15 protein-coding genes and 7 tRNA genes are annotated in these 19,918 nt (G+C 52.5%); 2 read left to right on the plus strand and 20 right to left on the minus strand.

From position 1 onward, the window contains the following. Window positions 1-2 precede the first annotated feature (2 nt). From nuoF to IE076_RS13345, 10 genes are all read right to left on the minus strand, one after another. Window positions 3-1,304, minus strand: a complete 1,302-nt coding sequence (gene nuoF / locus IE076_RS13300) for an NADH-quinone oxidoreductase subunit NuoF (protein ID WP_189437269.1) — start codon at window positions 1,302-1,304, stop codon at window positions 3-5. Between the two features lie 3 nt (window positions 1,305-1,307). Then, window positions 1,308-2,108, minus strand: a complete 801-nt coding sequence (gene nuoE, locus IE076_RS13305) for an NADH-quinone oxidoreductase subunit NuoE (RefSeq protein WP_189437270.1) — start codon at window positions 2,106-2,108, stop codon at window positions 1,308-1,310. Next, window positions 2,108-3,292 carry an NADH-quinone oxidoreductase subunit D gene (locus IE076_RS13310; protein ID WP_189437271.1) on the minus strand — a complete coding sequence of 395 codons (1,185 nt, stop codon included), beginning with the start codon at window positions 3,290-3,292 and terminating at the stop codon, window positions 2,108-2,110. The genes nuoE and IE076_RS13310 overlap by 1 nt, the downstream gene beginning before the upstream one ends. Window positions 3,293-3,306: 14 nt before the next feature. Further along, the gene (locus tag IE076_RS13315) at window positions 3,307-3,909 is read right to left on the minus strand and encodes an NADH-quinone oxidoreductase subunit C (protein ID WP_189437272.1); all 603 of its coding nucleotides are present in this window, start codon (window positions 3,907-3,909) and stop codon (window positions 3,307-3,309) included. A gap of 104 nt (window positions 3,910-4,013) precedes the next feature. Further along, the gene (locus IE076_RS13320; protein WP_189437273.1) at window positions 4,014-4,598 is read right to left on the minus strand and encodes a NuoB/complex I 20 kDa subunit family protein; all 585 of its coding nucleotides are present in this window, start codon (window positions 4,596-4,598) and stop codon (window positions 4,014-4,016) included. Then, window positions 4,589-4,954 (minus strand): NADH-quinone oxidoreductase subunit A, encoded by a 366-nt coding sequence (locus IE076_RS13325; RefSeq protein ID WP_189437274.1) that lies wholly within the window; start codon window positions 4,952-4,954, stop codon window positions 4,589-4,591. The genes IE076_RS13320 and IE076_RS13325 overlap by 10 nt, the downstream gene beginning before the upstream one ends. Before the next feature lie 653 nt (window positions 4,955-5,607). After that, window positions 5,608-5,684 (minus strand) — tRNA-Asp (locus tag IE076_RS13330). A 46-nt stretch (window positions 5,685-5,730) separates the two neighbouring features. Beyond that, a tRNA-Asp gene (locus IE076_RS13335) sits at window positions 5,731-5,807 on the minus strand. A 45-nt stretch (window positions 5,808-5,852) separates the two neighbouring features. Further along, window positions 5,853-5,929 (minus strand) — tRNA-Asp (locus tag IE076_RS13340). A 60-nt stretch (window positions 5,930-5,989) separates the two neighbouring features. Continuing rightward, a tRNA-Asp gene (locus tag IE076_RS13345) sits at window positions 5,990-6,066 on the minus strand. A 378-nt stretch (window positions 6,067-6,444) separates the two neighbouring features. On the opposite strand from IE076_RS13345, the gene IE076_RS13350 reads away from it, so the two are divergent. Together IE076_RS13350 and IE076_RS13355 are read left to right on the plus strand one after the other, a co-directional pair. Then, window positions 6,445-7,632, plus strand: a complete 1,188-nt coding sequence (locus IE076_RS13350; protein WP_189437275.1) for a peptidoglycan-binding domain-containing protein — start codon at window positions 6,445-6,447, stop codon at window positions 7,630-7,632. A gap of 301 nt (window positions 7,633-7,933) precedes the next feature. Continuing rightward, on the plus strand, window positions 7,934-9,058 hold the full coding sequence (locus IE076_RS13355) for a peptidoglycan-binding domain-containing protein (protein ID WP_189437276.1): 1,125 nt from the start codon (window positions 7,934-7,936) through the stop codon (window positions 9,056-9,058). Window positions 9,059-9,170: 112 nt separating this feature from the next. On the opposite strand, the gene IE076_RS13360 is transcribed toward IE076_RS13355, so the two are convergent. The 10 genes from IE076_RS13360 to IE076_RS13405 form a co-directional block, all read right to left on the minus strand. Further along, entirely contained in the window at window positions 9,171-9,671 is a 501-nt protein-coding gene (locus IE076_RS13360; protein ID WP_244649670.1) for a hypothetical protein, read from the minus strand. 323 nt (window positions 9,672-9,994) lie between these two features. Beyond that, a tRNA-Val gene (locus tag IE076_RS13365) sits at window positions 9,995-10,070 on the minus strand. Between the two features lie 33 nt (window positions 10,071-10,103). Further along, window positions 10,104-10,179 (minus strand) — tRNA-Val (locus IE076_RS13370). 258 nt (window positions 10,180-10,437) lie between these two features. Continuing rightward, on the minus strand, window positions 10,438-10,713 hold the full coding sequence (hbs, locus tag IE076_RS13375; RefSeq protein WP_008546789.1) for a non-specific DNA-binding protein Hbs: 276 nt from the start codon (window positions 10,711-10,713) through the stop codon (window positions 10,438-10,440). A gap of 192 nt (window positions 10,714-10,905) precedes the next feature. Continuing rightward, window positions 10,906-13,335 (minus strand): endopeptidase La, encoded by a 2,430-nt coding sequence (gene lon, locus IE076_RS13380; RefSeq protein WP_189437277.1) that lies wholly within the window; start codon window positions 13,333-13,335, stop codon window positions 10,906-10,908. 460 nt (window positions 13,336-13,795) lie between these two features. Next, window positions 13,796-15,061: an ATP-dependent Clp protease ATP-binding subunit ClpX gene (gene clpX, locus IE076_RS13385; RefSeq protein ID WP_189437278.1), complete on the minus strand. Its 1,266-nt coding sequence runs from the start codon at window positions 15,059-15,061 to the stop codon at window positions 13,796-13,798. A 257-nt stretch (window positions 15,062-15,318) separates the two neighbouring features. Next, window positions 15,319-15,954, minus strand: coding sequence for an ATP-dependent Clp endopeptidase proteolytic subunit ClpP (gene clpP, locus IE076_RS13390; protein WP_054667034.1), 636 nt, complete (start codon window positions 15,952-15,954; stop codon window positions 15,319-15,321). A gap of 349 nt (window positions 15,955-16,303) precedes the next feature. After that, on the minus strand, window positions 16,304-17,650 hold the full coding sequence (gene tig / locus IE076_RS13395) for a trigger factor (protein ID WP_189437279.1): 1,347 nt from the start codon (window positions 17,648-17,650) through the stop codon (window positions 16,304-16,306). 232 nt (window positions 17,651-17,882) lie between these two features. Next, window positions 17,883-17,965: transfer RNA gene (locus IE076_RS13400), tRNA-Leu, on the minus strand. Window positions 17,966-18,380: 415 nt separating this feature from the next. Then, window positions 18,381-19,901 (minus strand): NAD(P)H-hydrate dehydratase, encoded by a 1,521-nt coding sequence (locus IE076_RS13405; RefSeq protein ID WP_209009089.1) that lies wholly within the window; start codon window positions 19,899-19,901, stop codon window positions 18,381-18,383. Window positions 19,902-19,918: the final 17 nt, after the last annotated feature.

The raw sequence follows: 19,918 nt of genomic DNA on the forward strand, positions 1-19,918 counted from the left end.
CCTTACTCCGCAGCGATTTTATCGGTCGGGGTCCGCTGCGTAGCAACGAACTGGTCGATCCGGTCTTCAATCACAGGGCGGAAGTTCTTGATCAAACCCTGAATAGGCCATGCAGCCGCATCACCAAGCGCGCAGATCGTATGACCTTCCACCTGCTTGGTCACCTTGAACAGCATGTCGATCTCTTCATAAGAGCTCTCGCCCTTAACCATCCGCTCCATCACGCGCCACATCCAGCCCGTACCTTCACGGCACGGCGTACACTGGCCACAGCTTTCGTGTTTGTAGAAGTAGGACAGACGCGCAATCGCTTTGATGATGTCCGTGGATTTGTCCATCACGATCACAGCTGCCGTACCCAAGGAGGAGCCAACGTCGCGCAGACCGTCAAAGTCCATCTTCGCGTCGCGGATATCTTCACCCTTCACACAAGGAACAGAAGACCCACCCGGAATAACCGCCAGCAGATTGTCCCAGCCACCGTTGATACCACCGCAGTGCTTTTCAATCAGCTCCTTGAACGGAATACCCATCGCTTCTTCAACGGTGCAAGGCTTGTTCACGTGTCCAGAAACACAAAACAGCTTGGTACCAGCGTTGTTCTCACGTCCGATACCAGCAAACCATGCACCGCCGCGGCGCAGAATAGTCGGCGCAACAGCAATGGATTCCACGTTGTTCACTGTGGTTGGGCAGCCGTAGATACCCATATTTGCAGGGAACGGAGGCTTCAGGCGCGGCTGACCTTTTTTACCTTCAAGGCTTTCCAGCAGTGCAGTTTCTTCACCGCAGATATAAGCCCCGGCACCATGGTGCACGTAGATATCAAAGTCGTAGCCGTTCTTGTTGTTCTTACCGATCAGGCCAGCATCATAAGCCTGATCAATCGCAGCCTGCAGGCGCTCACGTTCACGAATGAACTCACCGCGCACATAGATGTAAGCCGCAATAGCACCCATCGCGAAACCAGCAAGCAAACAGCCCTCAACCAGATGGTGAGGATCATGACGCATGATTTCACGGTCTTTACAGGTGCCCGGCTCGGACTCATCGGCGTTGACCACCAGATAGGCTGGACGGCCATCGCTTTCCTTCGGCATGAAGGACCACTTCAAACCAGTTGGGAAGCCCGCACCACCGCGACCACGAAGACCCGAGTTCTTCATTTCGTCGATGATCCAGTCACGACCTTTTTCGATAATGTCTTTGGTACCAGACCATGATCCGCGCTGACGTGCTCCTTCGAGCCCCCAGTCATGCAGACCATAGATATTGGTGAAGATACGATCGGAATCGTTCAGCATCGCTTACCCCTCACCTTTCGCTTTGGCTTCCTGCGCCTTGCGGTGGTTCTCAAGGAACTCCGCAACGCCAGCTTCAGCTGGACGAGGAACACCGGTATAACCAGCACCGCCGGTATTCAGAGCAGCACCTGCATGGTGCTGGGACGCAGCATCAGACCCGTCAACCACCATTGCTTCCTGAGGTGCACCCTTTGTGGTGTCCTTAATCTCCAGAAGCGTGGTCGGACCACCCTCAGGTGCCGCAAAAATGCGATCCACACCCTGAGGACCCGGCAGAACCGGTTTTCCGCCTGCGATGTCATCAAGAAGCTTTTCAAACTTCTCAACATCCAGATCCTCATAGAAGTCTTTGAAGATCTGCACCATCGGCGCATTCACACAAGCCCCAAGGCACTCAACCTCTTCCCAAGAGAAATTTCCATCCTCAGAAATGGTGTGCGGTGTCTCGGCAATTTTGCTTTTACAAACTTTGATAAGCTCTTCAGAACCGCGCAGCTGGCAAGGAGTGGTGCCACACACCTGAATGTGTGCTTTTTTACCCACCGGCTGCAGCTGGAACATGGTGTAGAAGGTTGCCACTTCCAGAACGCGGATACGGGGCATGTCCAGCATTTCCGAAATAACGCGGATTGCTGGCTCGGTCACCCAACCGACCTGTTCCTGAGCGCGCCACAAGATAGGCACGACAGCAGATGCCTGACGCCCCTCAGGGTAACGCGCAATAACCTTCTTCGCCCACTCCAGATTTTCTGGCGTGAACTCAAAAGATTCTGGCTGTTCGTGATGAAGACGACGCACTGACATTACCGGTCAATCTCCCCAAATACGATATCGATGGAACCAAGAACAGCGGCAACGTCAGCCAACATATGGCCGCGGCACAGGTGATCCATCGCCTGCAAATGAGCAAAGCCGGGAGCCTTGATCTTGCAGCGGTAAGGCTTATTGGTTCCATCAGAAACAAGGTATACGCCGAATTCGCCTTTTGGCGCCTCAACGGCAGCATAAATCTCGCCCTCAGGAACTTTGTAGCCCTCGGTGTAAAGCTTGAAGTGGTGGATCATGGCTTCCATGGAGCGCTTCATCTCGCCGCGCTTTGGTGGAACCACTTTACCATCAGTAGAAGAAACAGGACCTGTTTCCTTACCCAGCATCTCCAAACACTGCTTCATGATGCGCACAGACTGGTGCATCTCGAACATGCGGATCAGGTAACGGTCATAACAGTCGCCGTTCTTGCCTACTGCAATGTCGAATTCCATTTCATCGTAGCACTCGTAAGGCTGCGACTTACGCAAATCCCATTTCGCGCCGGAACCACGAACCATCACACCGGAAAAGCCCTCTCCCCACGCTTCATCAAGATCAACAACACCGATATCGACGTTACGCTGCTTGAAGATACGGTTATCGGTCAAAAGGCCTTCGATGTCGTCAAGAGTCTTGAGGAACGGGTCGCACCAGTTCCACATGTCATCGAGCAGATCCTGCGGCAGATCCTGGTGAACACCACCCGGACGCACGTAAGCCGCGTGCATACGTGCACCACAGCCGCGTTCGTAAAAGCCCATCAGCTCTTCGCGAGGCTCAAAGCCCCACAGCGGCGGTGTCAACGCACCAACGTCCAGCGCCTGCGTGGTCACGTTCAGAAGGTGTGACAGCAAACGTCCGATTTCGGAATAAAGCACACGGATCAGCTGACCGCGCTTCGGCACTTCAATGCCCATAAGACGTTCAACAGCAAGAGCAAAAGCATGCTCCTGGTTCATCGGTGCCACATAGTCCAACCGGTCGAAGTAAGGCACAGCCTGCAAATAGGTCTTGTGCTCGATCAGCTTTTCAGTCCCGCGGTGCAGCAGACCGATGTGCGGATCAACACGTGTGACCACCTCACCGTCCAGCTCCAGCACCAGACGCAGCACACCGTGCGCCGCAGGGTGCTGCGGACCAAAGTTGATATTAAAATTTCGTACCTGAGCCTCAGCCATTCTCTACCCGTGCCTCAGTTCGATGCTTTTTCATCACCAGGAAGCACGTATTCAGTGCCTTCCCATGGTGAGAGGAAGTCAAAACTACGGAATTCCTGAGTAAGCTGCACAGGCTCATAAACAACACGCTTCTTGGTGTCGTCGTAGCGAACCTCTACATACCCTGTCAGAGGGAAATCCTTGCGAAGCGGGAAACCGTCAAAACCGTAGTCAGTCAGCAAACGCCGCAGATCCGGGTTACCGGTGAACAGAATGCCGTACATATCGTAGGCTTCACGTTCAAACCATTCAGCACCCTTGAAAATAGGAATAACAGATGGAACCGGAGTGGTTTCATCTGTCTGAACCTTCACGCGAATGCGCAGGTTCTGCACGGGGGAAAGCAGGTGGTACACAACGTCGAAACGTTTTTCCCGAGCCGGCCAGTCCACACCGCAAATATCAACCAATGCCACAAAGCCGCACCGCGCGTCATCGCGCAGGAAACGCAAAACATTGATAATATGATCATGGGACACATTAAGGGTCAGATCGCCATAAGCAACCGACCAACCCTCAACCTTGTCTCCAAGCGTTAGCCCGATAAATTCACCGAGTTCGCTAAGCGTCTCGTCCATTACCTTGTTTCCTATAGGTTGGACATCTCACAATTGGCAGGGGGACCCCATGCCAGCAATGTCAAAAAGGCCGCGCACCGCGAAGGGGGCGCACGGCCTGCAAACTATCTTTCGATCGTACCCGTACGGCGGATTTTCTTCTGCAGCAGCAGCACGCCATACAGCAGCGCTTCAGCAGTTGGAGGACAACCCGGCACATAGATGTCAACCGGAACGACCCGATCACACCCGCGTACAACAGAATAGGAATAGTGATAGTAACCGCCGCCATTCGCGCAGGATCCCATGGAGATCACATAGCGAGGCTCTGGCATCTGGTCATAAACTTTACGCAGCGCAGGCGCCATTTTGTTTGTCAGCGTTCCAGCAACAATCATCACGTCAGACTGACGTGGAGAGCCACGAGGCGCGAAGCCAAAGCGCTCTGCGTCATAACGCGGCATCGACATTTGCATCATCTCTACCGCACAACAGGCAAGACCAAATGTCATCCACATGAGAGAACCGGTACGTGCCCACTGGATCAGGCTTTCACTGGAAGTAACCAGGAAACCTTTGTCAGAGAGCTCGTCATTCACATTCATGAAGAATGGATCATTCTCGCCCACCGGGCGACCTGTGTTGGGATCAATGATCCCTTTCGGAGCTTGAGAGACAAGAGGCTTGGAGCCGTCAGAGATCAATCCCATTCCAGCGCTCCCTTCTTCCATTCATAGATGAACCCAATTGTGAGCACGCCCAGGAAGATCATCATGGAGGTGAAACCGAACCAACCAAGCCCGCCATAGGCAACAGCCCATGGGAAGAGGAAAGCAATTTCGAGATCGAAGATGATAAAGAGGATCGATACCAGATAAAACCGGATGTCGAATTTCATTCGCGCGTCATCAAAGGCGTTAAAGCCACACTCGTAAGCAGAAAGCTTTTCAGAATCGGGATCCTTGAAAGCAACAATAAATGGGGCAATCAGAAGCGCGAGGCCAATAACGAGGGCAACACCGATAAAGACGACAATCGGGATGTACTCCCTGAGGAGGTCTTCCATTTGAATATCCGTCCCTGGACGTAACAGGTCATGCGACCAATAAAACTCTTGGTGCACTGCACACACTGCAGAAGATAGGGCGTTAGGATAGGAAGGACACCCTAGGATCCGGTGTATCTAGTCGCACCGCAACGCACGATTAGCTTAGCCCCACAATCTGCGCAAGACCTTACAACAGAGTAAATCAGGTAGGAAAGACTGCCTTACGCCACGAGAAGATCACATTCTCGGCAAGCAAGCACCAAAAAGCCGCAAAAAACCTAGGGATATATATTATGAGTATCACACTCATATTAAAACAGAAAAATGATGATTTCTAACAATTGCTTGGGAAAACTACTCAAGACTTAAAATCAAACCCCAAAACAGGCATAATATCCTGCGTAGTTCTGCTTAAGTAGTCAAAATACCTCAACAGAAGAGTCGCAGCGCAACATTGGCAAGATAGGAATGCAGCCCTACGTTTTAAAGGGCCTCCTTAGAAAAATTTTAAACTAAATCAGAAAAACGACACAGCACCCCTGCCCCACAAAACCTCTGGGAGCAGACACCACCATGATACAATGGGATACACACCCAAACCCGAGTCCAAACACACGAAAGCACGGCGCGCTATTCAAAGCGATCACCGTGCTTCTCGTTGTAAATGAAAGTGGCGCGAGTGACGGGACTCGAACCCGCGACCTCCGGCGTGACAGGCCGGCACTCTAACCAACTGAGCTACACCCGCAACTCTCATTTATATGTTTGTTATAGCAGCTACTTCCAAAAGGAAGTGGCGCGAGTGACGGGACTCGAACCCGCGACCTCCGGCGTGACAGGCCGGCACTCTAACCAACTGAGCTACACCCGCAGCTATAACGGTTTGCTTGGACTGAACACCTCTTCCCAAGGGAAGTGGCGCGAGTGACGGGACTCGAACCCGCGACCTCCGGCGTGACAGGCCGGCACTCTAACCAACTGAGCTACACCCGCACAATCCAAACTATCAACAACAACACCGTGTTACATCCGCACCGCCCTCCCGAAGAAAAGTGGCGCGAGTGACGGGACTCGAACCCGCGACCTCCGGCGTGACAGGCCGGCACTCTAACCAACTGAGCTACACCCGCTTGGGTCAGCAACGTTGCGTCGTTGTTGGTGGCGCTGATTTACGGCGGGGGCGGGTCCAAGTCAAGCGCAGTTGGATGCTCTTTGCGAGTTTTTCCTGAATAACTTGTTTTCACAGTCAAAATTGCCCTTCAAAAGCGCTCAGATGTGGAAAACAGGGTCGTATAAGACGCATTTATCCCCTTATGGACTCAAGGATAATTGGGCTGCCTCGGGAAAAAATTCGAAATCGCCCTGCGGGAATTTTCCAAAACCACCTCAAAAAGACCCAGTCAAGTATTACTACTTAGCTAGAGCCAGCTCCTGCGATACACTCAGCACGACAAATCACAAGCAAAAGACAAAGATTGGCAGTCCAAATCATTTCAAGGACCGGATTTATGGGCACATCTTTCAAGGCGCTTGCTCTGGCAGCAACAACAACTATCGCAATACCCTCCACCACACTGGCCGATGCAGGAGGCTTCATTATCGGGCTCGGTGTAGGCGCCATTGGAAAAACCATCATTGACCACGCAGGAAGCCAGCAGCAAACACCTCAGGTCATCGCCCCCCCACCCCAAACAGTGCCCAACACACCCCGTGTCCCAGCGCAGCAGACCGTAAACCTCAGCCGCATCCAGCTGAAGGATGTCCAGTACCGCCTGAACTTGCTTGGCTACAGCGCAGGTTTTCCTGACGGGGTAGCCGGAAAACGCACCCGCCGCGCCATTGGAAAATTCCAGCACTCATTGGGTTACGTGGCAACCGGACACCTCACCCGATCCCAACTGGAAGAGCTCTATGCGCGCACACAGAGAAAACGCCACTCCGTAACCCGGATCGATCAGGCAAAACCCGCTCCACCTCAACCACCCCTCCCCCAATCCAACCCCGGCCCGGTAATGGAGGTGGCTAGGGAAAAACCAGCCGTAGTGGTAGAGGTTGTGAAGGAAAAGCCGACAGTTATGGAGGTGGCTACTGAAAAGCCAATTGTGAAACCACCAGAACCGATCAAAGTTACGCTGGACCCGAACAACCCACCCAACATCTACGGCCTGGTTACTGGAATGCACAGCGACCAAACAGCAGACCATCTGAAGACCGAAGGCTATGAGACCTGCGTGGAAACGGTCGGACTGACCACTTGCGAGAAAGCCTCCATAAACCTTGAGGAAACCGTCAGCGTAAACAAGGTGGGGAGCATCATATTTGGGATCACCCGCAGCGTGAGCTTTAAAACAGGAGCGCCGCGAGCAATTGTCACAAGCAAACTGGAAGAAGCCTACCCCAATCTCACGCGCTTTGAGAAGATGGCAACCTCAACTTCCTCCGCCTGTCTCGAACACTACACCAGCGATGCAAGTAGCCTGCTTGCACCAGCAGACGCCAATCCCTCAGACGCGGAAACGCTCCAGACGCTCACCGAGAACTGTCCCGACCTCTATGCTATCGAACTGGAAGGCAACCGTAACCTCACATCCATGAGCATCGTGCTTTACGACAGCCAACCGATCCAGCTCGCCGCAGACCAACAAACCGGCATCTTCAAGATCGCAACTGAAGCAGCCGACGAGTTAAAGTTTTAAGAGCCGCCACCATGTGCAAGCAGGTCAGCTCCCCCAAACGGCGAACTTGCAGCCGCACCCTTCCCCCTGTCATATTTCCAGCATTGGAAAAACCCGCTCCTTAAAGCAGTTCCCAAATGCGAGAGTTCGCTTTGGGAACTTGCGGAAATACAACCGTTTGCAGCAGTAGATCTACACAATCGCTAAACGGGTGTTTTAGATATTTTCAACTTACAATTTATTAGAGTTTGAGATAAATGTACGATAGCGAGTTCATTTCTCTCCGCTTATTTGAGTATTTTTTTACGTGCAAGGCAACAACATGCGCAAAACGACAAAGCTTACTTCCGCTCTCTGCCTCTCTCTGGCAATCAGTGCCACATCCGCCCGTGCTGGCTCTGAAGATTTCATCTTTGGTCTTGGCGCCGGTATTATTGGCAGCGCGATCGTAAATGGAGCCAAACAGAACGGCTCCCAGCCACAACGCAGAACCACAACGCGCAGAAGCAACTTTTCAGCAGAAACTCAGGACATCCAGATGCGCCTGAACATGCTGGGTTTTGACGCAGGAAGACCTGATGGCGTCTCCGGCCGCCGCACCCGTCAGGCGATCCGCCATTTCCAGATCTCCATTGGCGCCTACGCAAGCGGAAAACTCGACAACAGACAAATCGCCAAGCTTTATGAGCTGACAACACCACAGCAGCCAGTAACTACCGTAACAACACCCGTAGTGGCTGCACCTGTTGTGGCCGCACCTGTTGTTGTCGCCCCTGCCGCAGCTGTGGCGCCCACACAGCAGATCAACATCACCGTACCGGCAGTCGCCGCAACGCCAGCAGCAAGCGAACCGGAAGCCCCGGCCGAGCCTGAACGCCTCGCTCTTGACCCGGCCGACCTGCCCGCAATCCACGGTCTGACTGTTGAGCGCTTCGAACATGATGTCATGGGCCTGCTGAAGAAGGTCGGCTATCAGAACTGCGCAGTTGATGCGACAAAGACTGTCTGCACCCTTGAAAAAGAGTCGCTTTCTGAAACCATCAGCGTTCTGACACAGGACGAAAACATCTACGGCCTGCAGCGCGAAGTCAGCTTCAAGAACCCGGCCCCACGCGCAGCCATCATGGGCAAGCTGTTGAAGGCATACCCTACCCTCTCCCGCTTTGAGAACATGACAGCGTCCGACGATCAAACCTGCCGCATCACCTATCTGGGCAACAGCGGTGAGCTCCTCAAAGACGCACTGGCGACACCAGCCTATGCAGAGGCACTGCGCCAGCTGGCAGACAACTGTAGCGACTACCACAGCCTGGAAGTCTTTGGCGAAGATACAGTCAGCGGCCTGCGCTTTGTGTTCTACAGCAGCCAGCCAATCAAAGACGCGATCGAAAACCGCAAAGGCGCATTCCAGATCTCTTCAAAATCTGCACAGGACCTGACCTTCTAAGGAACCATGCAAGAAAAGGCTTGCGCGCAGTCATCCAAAAAACTGCAGCACAAGCAATAAAAAAGGCGGAGCTCAATGCTCCGCCTTCTTTGCATCCATGACGACGCGGCGCCTACCAGCCCTCGCGGATACGCACGACCAAAGCAGTCATAAAGCCAAAGATCATGTGACCGACCAGCGAAGCCCACGTCAGCGTGATAAAGCCGAGGAACGGTGGCAGACCAGCAATCAGATGCGCCATGACATAAAGCGCAAAGACCCAAAGACCCACACCAAAGCAAGGACCAACAATCCACCATGGCAGCGGTGGGATAATCACCCGTGCCAGCGGACGGGCAATATAGAGATATCCAATGGGATAGAACACCACACCAACAATGGCATGAATAACCTCAGCCCAGAACCAGTTGCTAAAACCAAACACAGACTGCACAAGCGCAGCCGGTTGCAGCGGGCCACCAACCCAGAACGGCGTTATAAAGCGCGCCCAGATCTCCCAGCTCACATCAGCAGCAAGGCCAGCCAGAATAATGGTACCCAAAGTGTGCCACACAAGCGGCGGACAAACTGGGTGCTTATGAGTTGTCTCACTCACAGGACGTGATTCATTCATCAGGGTACGCGCCTCCACGCAAGTCATCCTTTTTCACGCGGAGAGGAAAGGTTCCTGGCTCAACAGCTGCCCTCAGCAAACCGCAGAAAAAGAGCACACGCTCTGAGAACAAACTCCACGCATTTCTACCAGAAGCTTAGCTGCGAGTTCCTGAAAACACCCTTTTGTTTTTGCTCGAATTCTGGCGTAGCCCTACAACCTTAAGAAACCAAGTTCGGAAAGGACCCGTTATGCTTTAGATCGGGTCGCGAGCAGACTATATGGGACAAACAACAAAAAAGCCTCCGCGGCACTCCGGGAGACTTGAGGTCCTCAAAGAGGAATGGTGGGCGATGAGAGACTCGAACTCCCGACATCTTCGGTGTAAACGAAGCGCTCTACCAACTGAGCTAATCGCCCATCCGGCGGTTATGACACCCTCTCAAGAGAGGATGGTGGGCGATGAGAGACTCGAACTCCCGACATCTTCGGTGTAAACGAAGCGCTCTACCAACTGAGCTAATCGCCCCCGCTAGGGTGGTACGCCGTGTGGCGTGGGGAGCTATTTAGCCGCCCTCCCCACCCTTGGCAAGGCCTGAGATTGAAAAAAAACAGTTTACCAGCAAAAAACTTGAACCAGCCACCCAGCCTGTGAATTACCTGATTAAACAAAGGCTTGTCCACATAGCGAAAATCCCGGAGCACTCTCGAACCTGCGCATAAAAAAAAGCCCCTACCGCTCCAAAAAAGCAGCAGGGACTTCTAAACCCAAAACAAACAAGCCTAATTAGGCGTTGACTGCGTCTTTCAGGCCTTTACCAGCTTTGAATTTCGGCGTTTTGGAAGCCGGAATCTGGATGGTTTCGCCTGTGCGTGGATTACGGCCTTCAGTTGCTGCACGAGCGGAAACTGAGAAATTGCCAAATCCGATGATCCGAACTTCATCGCCGCTCTTGAGCGTTTCAGTGATTGCTTCGAAAGATGCTTCTACTGCTTCGCCTGCCTGTGCTTTGGTCAAGCCAGTTTTTTCTGCAACGGCCCCGATCAGATCATTCTTGTTCATGACAGTCCCTTTCTAAAAATATCGTGGGGAATGCGTTAGATTCGCGCTGCACTCCTATTTCGGACATTCGTGCGAAAATGCGATCAAATCAAGTTACAAACCGCAGAAAACTGCCATTTTCTGTGTAGTATCAACCAAAAAAAGCCTCGGAGCGGGTCCGAGGCTTTTGTATCCACAAGCTGACTGTCAGGATCAGTGGGCAACCACCCCTGACCCCTTGTTATCTTTGACTAATGCTTCTGAGCTGGATTTATCTTCCTCTTCGCTCCATTCGATTGCCTCAGGCATCCGAACCAAAGCATGTTCAAGGACTTCATCCATGCGCGCGACTGGAACAATTTCCAATGCATTTTTCACATTGTCAGGAATATCCGCCAGATCCTTCGCGTTGTCCTGAGGGATAAGAACCTTCTTGATGCCGCCACGTAGCGCCGCCAGAAGCTTCTCTTTCAGACCACCGATCGGCAGCACGCGACCACGCAATGTGATCTCGCCTGTCATCGCAACGTCACGGCGAACCGGAATACCGGTCATCACAGAGATGACGGTGGTCGCCATGGCGATACCGGCAGATGGACCATCCTTAGGTGTCGCGCCTTCCGGAACGTGAACGTGCAGCTCACGCTTATCGAACAGTGGAGGCTCAATACCGAAGTCTTCGGAGCGAGATCGTACATAAGACGCAGCTGCAGAGATAGACTCTTTCATCACATCACGCAGATTGCCCGTTACAGTCATCTTGCCCTTGCCTGGCATCATGACACCTTCAATGGTCAGCAGCTCACCGCCAACCTCGGTCCATGCCAGACCGGTCACAACGCCAATCTGATCTTCTTCCTCAACCTGTCCAAAGCGGAAACGTGGAACACCGAGGTATTCCTCAACCATGTCCTCATCGACAGTAACAGACTCCTTGTCAGAGGTAAGGATGTCTTTCACAGCCTTACGGGACAAAGTGCTCATTTCACGCTCAAGGTTACGCACACCCGCTTCACGGGTGTAAAGACGGATCACCTTCTGCAGAGCAGCATCAGTCACCTCGAATTCACCTTCCTTCAGACCGTGGTTCTTCACAGCCTTTGGCAACAGGTGACGACGACAGATCTCGATCTTCTCGTCTTCGGTGTAACCGGCAATACGGATGATCTCCATACGGTCCATCAGCGGGCCAGGAATGTTCAGCGTATTAGCGGTGGTCACGAACATCACGTCGGAAAGATCGTATTCCACTTCAAGGTAGTGATCCATGAAGCTACCGTTCTGTTCTGGGTCAAGAACCTCAAGCAGAGCAGAAGACGGATCACCGCGGAAATCCATGCCCATCTTGTCGATCTCGTCGAGCAAGAACAGCGGATTGGACTTCTTCGCTTTCTTCATGGACTGAATGACCTTACCCGGCATGGAGCCGATGTAAGTGCGGCGGTGACCGCGAATTTCAGCCTCGTCCCGCACGCCGCCAAGGGACATGCGCACGAACTCACGCCCGGTTGCCTTCGCAATGGACTTACCCAAAGAGGTCTTACCAACACCTGGAGGACCAACAAGACACAGGATCGGGCCACGCAGCTTGTTAGCACGCTTCTGCACCGCAAGGTACTCAACAATGCGTTCCTTGACCTTCTCAAGGCCAAAGTGGTCCGTATCCAGAACCTGCTCAGCAAGCGCCAGATCGTGCTTCACCTTGGACTTGCGAGACCATGGAATACCAATCAGCCAGTCAAGATAATTGCGAACCACAGTCGCTTCTGCGGACATCGGGCTCATCTGCTTCAGCTTCTTCAGCTCAGCATTGGCCTTCTCGCGCGCTTCCTTGGACAGCTTCGTCTTTTCAACGCGCTCTTCCAGCTCAGCAAGCTCATCACGACCGTCTTCGCCATCGCCAAGCTCTTTCTGAATGGCTTTCATCTGCTCATTCAGATAGTACTCGCGCTGGGTCTTCTCCATCTGGCGCTTCACACGCGAGCGGATGCGCTTTTCCACCTGCAGGACAGAGATCTCACTCTCCATCATGCCCAGCACCTTCTCAAGGCGCTCTGTGACCGCCACAGTACCAAGCAGAGCCTGCTTGTCGTGGATCTTCACAGCAAGGTGGGAAGCAATGGTATCAGCAAGCTTCGAGAAGTCGTCAATCTGGTTAACAGCGCCGAGAACTTCCGGAGACACCTTTTTGTTCAGCTTCACGTAGTTCTCGAACTCGGAAATTACTGAACGACCAAGAGCCTCAACTTCAACCTCGTCACCCTCACTCTCTTCAAGAATGACAGCTTCTGCTTCATAAAGGTCATCGCGATCGGTGAACCCGCCAATCTCAGCGCGTGCAACGCCTTCAACCAGAACCTTTACGGTATTATCAGGCAGCTTCAGCAGCTGCAAAACTGTTGCAAGAGTACCGACCTTGTAAATCTGATCGGTATCTGGATCGTCATCCGCCTCGTTCATCTGGGTCGCAAGCAAAATCTGCTTGTCAGAGTTCATCACCTCTTCCAGAGCACGGATTGATTTCTCGCGCCCTACAAACAGCGGCACGATCATATGAGGGAATACGACGATGTTGCGCAGAGGGAGAACAGGAAAAACAGCGTTTTCCGTTTCCTCTACCGGGCGCATTTCATTGTCAGCCATCTCTATTCCTTTCAAATAGCGGCTTTCCACCGAAAGCCACGAAAAAGCGCAACGTAAAAATCAACTAAAGCCTCTCAGGCACTCGTTAAATTTCGAAGGCCGAACTCCCCCGCCCCTAAACCGGGCACGAACAAATTCGCCAAGCTGCGAACTAGACCTATTAGGTGGAGACACCGCCCCCACCTGTCAAGAACTCCCCACTCATGTCTTTCAGCGATCTGTTGATATTATAAGCATTTTTTCCTGCTTACCGGAAAAAATAACACCAATTGATCACCTCATATGGGAGCTGGGACTCAGTCCTTTTCAGCCTTGGTTCGTCCATTACGCAGAAAACTCATAGGCACATCATGCAAGATGCATAAGACAAAAAATGGGCGGCACTCTTATTTCAAGTTACCGCCCAAATTCAACTCAATACTGCGAGCGACGCATGCTGGCTAATCAGTCACGCAACGCCTCAGGCGCTGGTTGCAGAATTCTCCGCACGATCCTCATAAATGTACAAAGGACGTGCCTCACCATCGACAACTTCAGCAGAAATCACGACTTCCTTGACGCCTTTCAGTCCAGGAAGCTCATACATGGTCTCCAGCAGAATTGCTTCAAGGATAGACCTCAAACCACGAGCACCGGTCTTGCGGTCGATCGCCTTGCGGGCAACCGCCTTCAAGGCTTCTTCATGGAAGGTCAGCTCAACATTTTCCATCTCGAAGAGACGTTGATATTGGGCAACCAAAGCATTCTTAGGCTGGCTCAGAATTGAAACCAGAGCATCTTCATCCAGATCTTCCAGAGTAGCGATCACTGGCAAGCGACCGACAAATTCCGGAATCAGACCGAACTTGAGAAGATCTTCAGGTTCCAGCTCCGAGAACAGCTCACCTGTCTTACGATCTTCAGGTGCCAGAACAGAGGCACTGAAGCCGATCGAGGTAGAACGACCACGGTCAGAAATGATTTTGTCCAGACCAGCAAAAGCACCACCGCAGATAAACAGAATATTTGTTGTATCTACCTGCAGGAACTCCTGCTGCGGGTGCTTGCGACCACCCTGCGGTGGAACAGAGGCAACAGTTCCTTCCATGATCTTCAGCAGTGCCTGCTGAACACCTTCCCCGGAAACATCGCGGGTAATGGATGGGTTTTCTGCCTTACGGGTAATTTTGTCCACCTCATCGATGTAGACAATACCGCGCTGTGCACGCTCAACATTGTAGTCAGCTGCCTGGAGCAGCTTCAAAATAATATTTTCTACGTCTTCACCAACATAACCCGCTTCAGTCAGCGTGGTTGCGTCAGCCATCGTAAACGGAACATCCAGAATTCGGGCGAGCGTTTGTGCCAGATGGGTTTTACCACATCCGGTAGGACCAACCAGCAGGATGTTGGACTTTGCAAGTTCAACATCGTTGTTCTTGGACGCATGATTGAGGCGTTTGTAGTGGTTGTGCACCGCTACGGACAGAACCTTTTTGGCTCGGCCCTGACCAATCACATAATCATCCAGGACGCCACGAATTTCCTGAGGTGTCGGGATCCCATCACGAGACTTCACCAGCGAAGATTTGTTTTCTTCGCGAATAATGTCCATGCAGAGTTCAACGCACTCATCGCAGATGAATACGGTCGGACCCGCAATCAGCTTACGGACCTCATGCTGGCTTTTTCCGCAAAACGAGCAGTAAAGCGTATTCTTGCTGTCGCTGCCGCTGGCTTTGCTCATGAGATATAACCCCGCATCGTTTCAGGGGACGCAGCCCCTGCTAGAATTCTTAACTCGACAGCGAAACGTTCGCTTCGACATTCTATTGACTTATCGCGTTTCGCGTTCCGCTTCCAGAGGGAAGCTTTGGAATTTACGAACAGCCATTCTCTTATCCGATATTTGGCCCGCAATAATCAACATTCCTTTAAGCCACGCACGTAAAGTTCATTCCCTGTTAAAAAAACTTTCACGTGCGTTACTTTTTACAACCAGCGTTAAGCAGGTTCGATAACGTTCAAACTCTCGCGATTTTCGATAACGTTATCAACCAGACCGAACTCTTTCGCCGCATCTGCACTCATAAAGTTATCACGCTCGAGCGCTTCTTCAACAGCTTCAAGTGTCTGACCTGTGTGAGACACATAGATCTCATTGAGGCGACGCTTCAGCTTAAGGATCTCCTGTGCATGCAGCATAATGTCTGCTGCCTGCCCGCGGAAACCACCGGAAGGCTGGTGAACCATGACGCGGCTGTTAGGCAGAGAAAAGCGCATGCCCTTCTCACCGGCAGCCAACAGCAAGGACCCCATACTTGCGGCCTGACCGATACAAAGAGTGGAAATCTTTGGCCGGATAAACTGCATAGTGTCATAAATAGCAAGACCACTGGTCACAACGCCACCCGGAGAATTGATATAAAGCGCAATTTCTTTATTCGGGTTTTCCGCTTCCAGATAAAGCAACTGGGAACAGACCAGCGTCGCCATTGTATCTTCCACAGGACCAGTCAGAAAGATAATGCGTTCCTTCAGCAGCCTTGAGAAGATGTCATAGGCCCGCTCACCCCGGTTGGTTTGCTCTACAACCATTGGCACCAGGCTGTTCGTGAAATACTCAACAGGATCGGTCATGCGTCATCCATTTTAAATATGCAGAAAGCTTACGTAAGCTCTGTAACTTATCCGGCATTCCGGCAAGCCTGCAAGAAACTTATGTCGAAAAAAGCGACATGCCCACCCATGGGATGTCGCCCTTGTCTTAACGGCACTTGCCAAAAGGTAAAGCCACAAGGTTTATGGAGTGTTTCCATAAGACCCGATAGTCTTATCCCAATTATAAGGGAGCTTAAAGACCACAGGCTCGCGATGCACGCAAGACGTTCTCAGATATCTTGGCTTTCCACCTGAAATTTCAATATGCCAAACAAGAAAAAGGGGACGCAAGGCCCCCTTTTCCAAATTTCTCGGACAATCCCGAAAATTATGCTTCGTCTTCGTCCTGAGCCAGAAGCTCGTCCTTGGAGACGACTTTGTCAGAAACTTTAGCAAGTTCCAGGATGTAGTCCACAACCTTCTCTTCGTAGATTGGGGCACGCAAGGAAGCGAGAGCCTGCTGGTTGTTCTTGTAGAATTCGAACACCTGCTGCTCTTGACCTGGGAACTGACGAACGCGGTCAAACAGAGCTTTCTGAACTTCTTCATCAGAAACCTGAATGCTGTTCTGCTCACCAACTTCAGAAAGAACCAGACCCAGACGCACGCGGCGCTCGGAGATCTTGCGGTATTCCGCTTTGGACTCTTCTTCGGTTGTGTTTTCGTCTTCGAACGTCTTGCCGGACTGCTCCATGTCAGCCTGAACCTGCTTCCAAACACCATCAAACTCTGCTTCCAGAAGTTTTTCAGGCAGTTCGAAAGTGTACTCTTCGTCCAGCTTGTCCAGAAGAACGCGCTTCACTTTCTGACGGGTCGCTGCACCGAACTGGCTTTCAATCTGGCCACGAACGATTTCTTTCAGCTTGTCCAGGGACTCAAGACCCAGCTTGGTTGCCATTTCATCGTCAATAGCAACGTCGCCCGGAGCTTCAATGCCCTTAACGTCGATGTCGAAGGTAACTGCGCGGCCAGCGAGGTTTGCTGCGCCATATTCTTCAGGGAAGGTCACGTCGATGACTTTCTTGTCACCAACCTTCATGCCAACAACCTGCTCTTCGAAGCCAGGAATGAACTGACCAGAACCCAGAACCAGCTGACCGTTCTCGTCTTCACCACCTTCAAACGGCTCGCCGTCAAGCTTACCCAGGTAGTGCATAGTGACGCGGTCACCGTCTTCAGCAGCAGCGCCTTCTTCACGCGCTTCAAATGGACGGTTGCTTTCTGCGATCTGCTTAACCTGCTCGTCGACTTCCTCTTCAGAAATCTCAACGATTGGGCGCTCAAGTTCAATTGCGGAGAAATCTACGATTTCGAACTCAGGCAGAACTTCGTAGGAAATGGTGTAAGCAAGATCTGCTTCGCCAGCCAAAACCTTTTCTGCATCATCATCAGGAAGATCGATTTCAGGCTGAAGAGCTGGCTTTTCTTTGCGCTCTTCGATGGTCTTAGCAGTGGTTTCGTTGATCAGGTTACCGATCAGCTCACCCATTGCCTGACGGCCATGAACTTTCTTCAGATGTGAAAGGGGAACTTTACCCGGACGGAAGCCGTTAATGTTTACCTTTGACTTCATGTCATTAAGGTATTCATCGAGGCGGGTCGCCAGATCCGTCGCCGGGATAACGACTTTGAGTTCGCGCTTTAGGCCCTCGGCCAGGGTTTCTGATACCTGCATTTGCTTTGCTTCGTCCTTGATTTAGGACGTGTACCGACAAACCAATAATGGTTTGCCCCAGGACGGAGAACAGTCACCAATTTCGAAGGAAGAGTTTGTGCTTAAGGTAGAACCCTCAGCTCTTATCCGCCTGGCGAAAAGGTGAGCATAAACCGAACTTCGACAACGCCCTCAACTTTTCCGTTTCCGATAAGCTACGGTCGTTTATCTATGCACCGTATCACCGGGGATATGGTGCGGCTGGAGGGACTCGAACCCCCACGGTCTCCCGCCAGAACCTAAATCTGGTGCGTCTACCAATTTCGCCACAGCCGCGTTGGAGGGGTAGCTAAATGGGAACCCGAGAGAAGTCAACCACCTAATGCGTTGTTTATGCCCAGTTCTTGGTTTTCCACGCCATTTCTACCAATGAAGCTGTGCATTACGTCATTCAGGCACTTATTTCTCCAAGGAAAGATCGCATCACATTGTTTTTTCTGTTCTGGCAACCGCCTTATCGATCAGCGTGTGCCTGCCATTTTACCACAAAGCAGCAAAAGAGCACACCATGCGAAAGCCGCCGCGCTGTCCGTAAAAGACAACCTCCGGCGGCCATCACCTGCTTTATCACCCTCAAGACGGGCATTCTTATGACGGTCAAATAGATCTATGCGGCCCAAACGCCTCCCCAGACGACGACAAAGCGCCATCCAACGGAACGCCCATCACAGCCGGATCGATCGAAGATGCCCTAAAAATCGCTCATGAACTCGGCCAGCTCGCTCACCACATCCGGCAGGCACGCAATCAGATCTTCTGCAATGAGCCCGGCTCCGGCAAGCTCCGCAGCCCGCCCATGCACCCACACGCCTTTTGCCGCAGCTTCAAATCCAGTCAGCCCCTGCGCCAGATACCCGCCAATCACACCGGCAAGCACATCACCAGATCCGGCAGTGGCAAGCCACGGCGTGCCACTCGTATTGATTGCCGCCTGCCCGTTGGGATCCGCAATGACCGTATCCGCACCCTTCAGCACAACAACGGCCCCGGCCCGCTCAGCCGCCTTTCTGGTCCGCTCCACTTTGCAATCAGTGGAAGCCCGGCCCAACAGATCAGGGAACAGCCGCCGAAACTCCCCCTCATGCGGCGTCAACACCACACGCCCAGCGCTCCCGGCCTCAGCAATATATCCGAAGAGGTCCTCTGGATTATCCTCAAAGGACATCAGCGCGTCCGCATCCAGCACCACCCCGCGCTCACCAGTAAGGCACTCGGCCACACGCTCCTGCGTTTCCCGTCCAATACCCGCAGCGGGACCAATCACCACAGAGTTCAGACGCTCATCTTCAAGAATGCGCTCAAAGTCGGCAATGCGCTCCGCTGGACGGATCATAACGCTCGTCAGATGCGCCGCATGCACCAGCGCCGCCTGCTCACGGGCCACAACCGTAACAAGTCCACTCCCCGCCCGCTGCGCACCCAGCGCGGCAAGACGGCTGGCACCGGTAGAAAATTTGGGCCCACTCACAACAATCGTGTGCCCTCTATTATATTTGTGGCCAGCAATCCCGGGCTCATCGGGAATATCACCCCAAAGTGTATCGCAGTTATAAGAGGCCGTTGGTCCAACCTGCTTTAACACAGCATCCTCAAGACCAATCTGCTCAACAACCACCTCACCACAATGGGCCCTGCCCGGATAAAGATAATGCCCCGGCTTGGCCCGAAAGAATGTAACGGTAAGATCCGCGTGCACAGCCTCACCCAGCACAGCCCCGCTCCGGCCACTCACACCTGACGGCAGATCAACCGCAACACACTGTGCCGGACTCTCATTGATTTGCTGCACAAGCTCCAGAATTTCATCATCAAGCGGACGGGACAGACCAGCGCCAAATAAGGCATCCACGATCACATCATCCTCGCTCAACTCATCAAGGGCGGCTCGCATGTCCTCCATAGACGTCAGATCAAGATCCATTTCGTCGTAAGCCAGCTCCGCATCACCTTCCAGTGCCTTCGGATCACACAGCAACCCAACACGAACAGAAAACTCCTCATTGGCCGCAAGCTGCGCCACGACAAAGCCATCTCCGCCATTATTGCCCGGACCACAAAAAACAAGAATCCGCGAGTTGGCATGCAGGAGCTGACGCATTGCATCAAACACGCCTCTACCAGCGTTATGCATCAGCTCAATACCGGCAATACCACTCTCAATAGTTAGCCGGTCCGCCTTCTTCATCTGTAGGGGTGTCAACAACTCATGCATAACGCTCTCCAACTCCC

The sequence above is a fragment of the Pseudovibrio japonicus genome, assembly GCF_014651595.1.
Classification (GTDB): domain Bacteria; phylum Pseudomonadota; class Alphaproteobacteria; order Rhizobiales; family Stappiaceae; genus Pseudovibrio; species Pseudovibrio japonicus.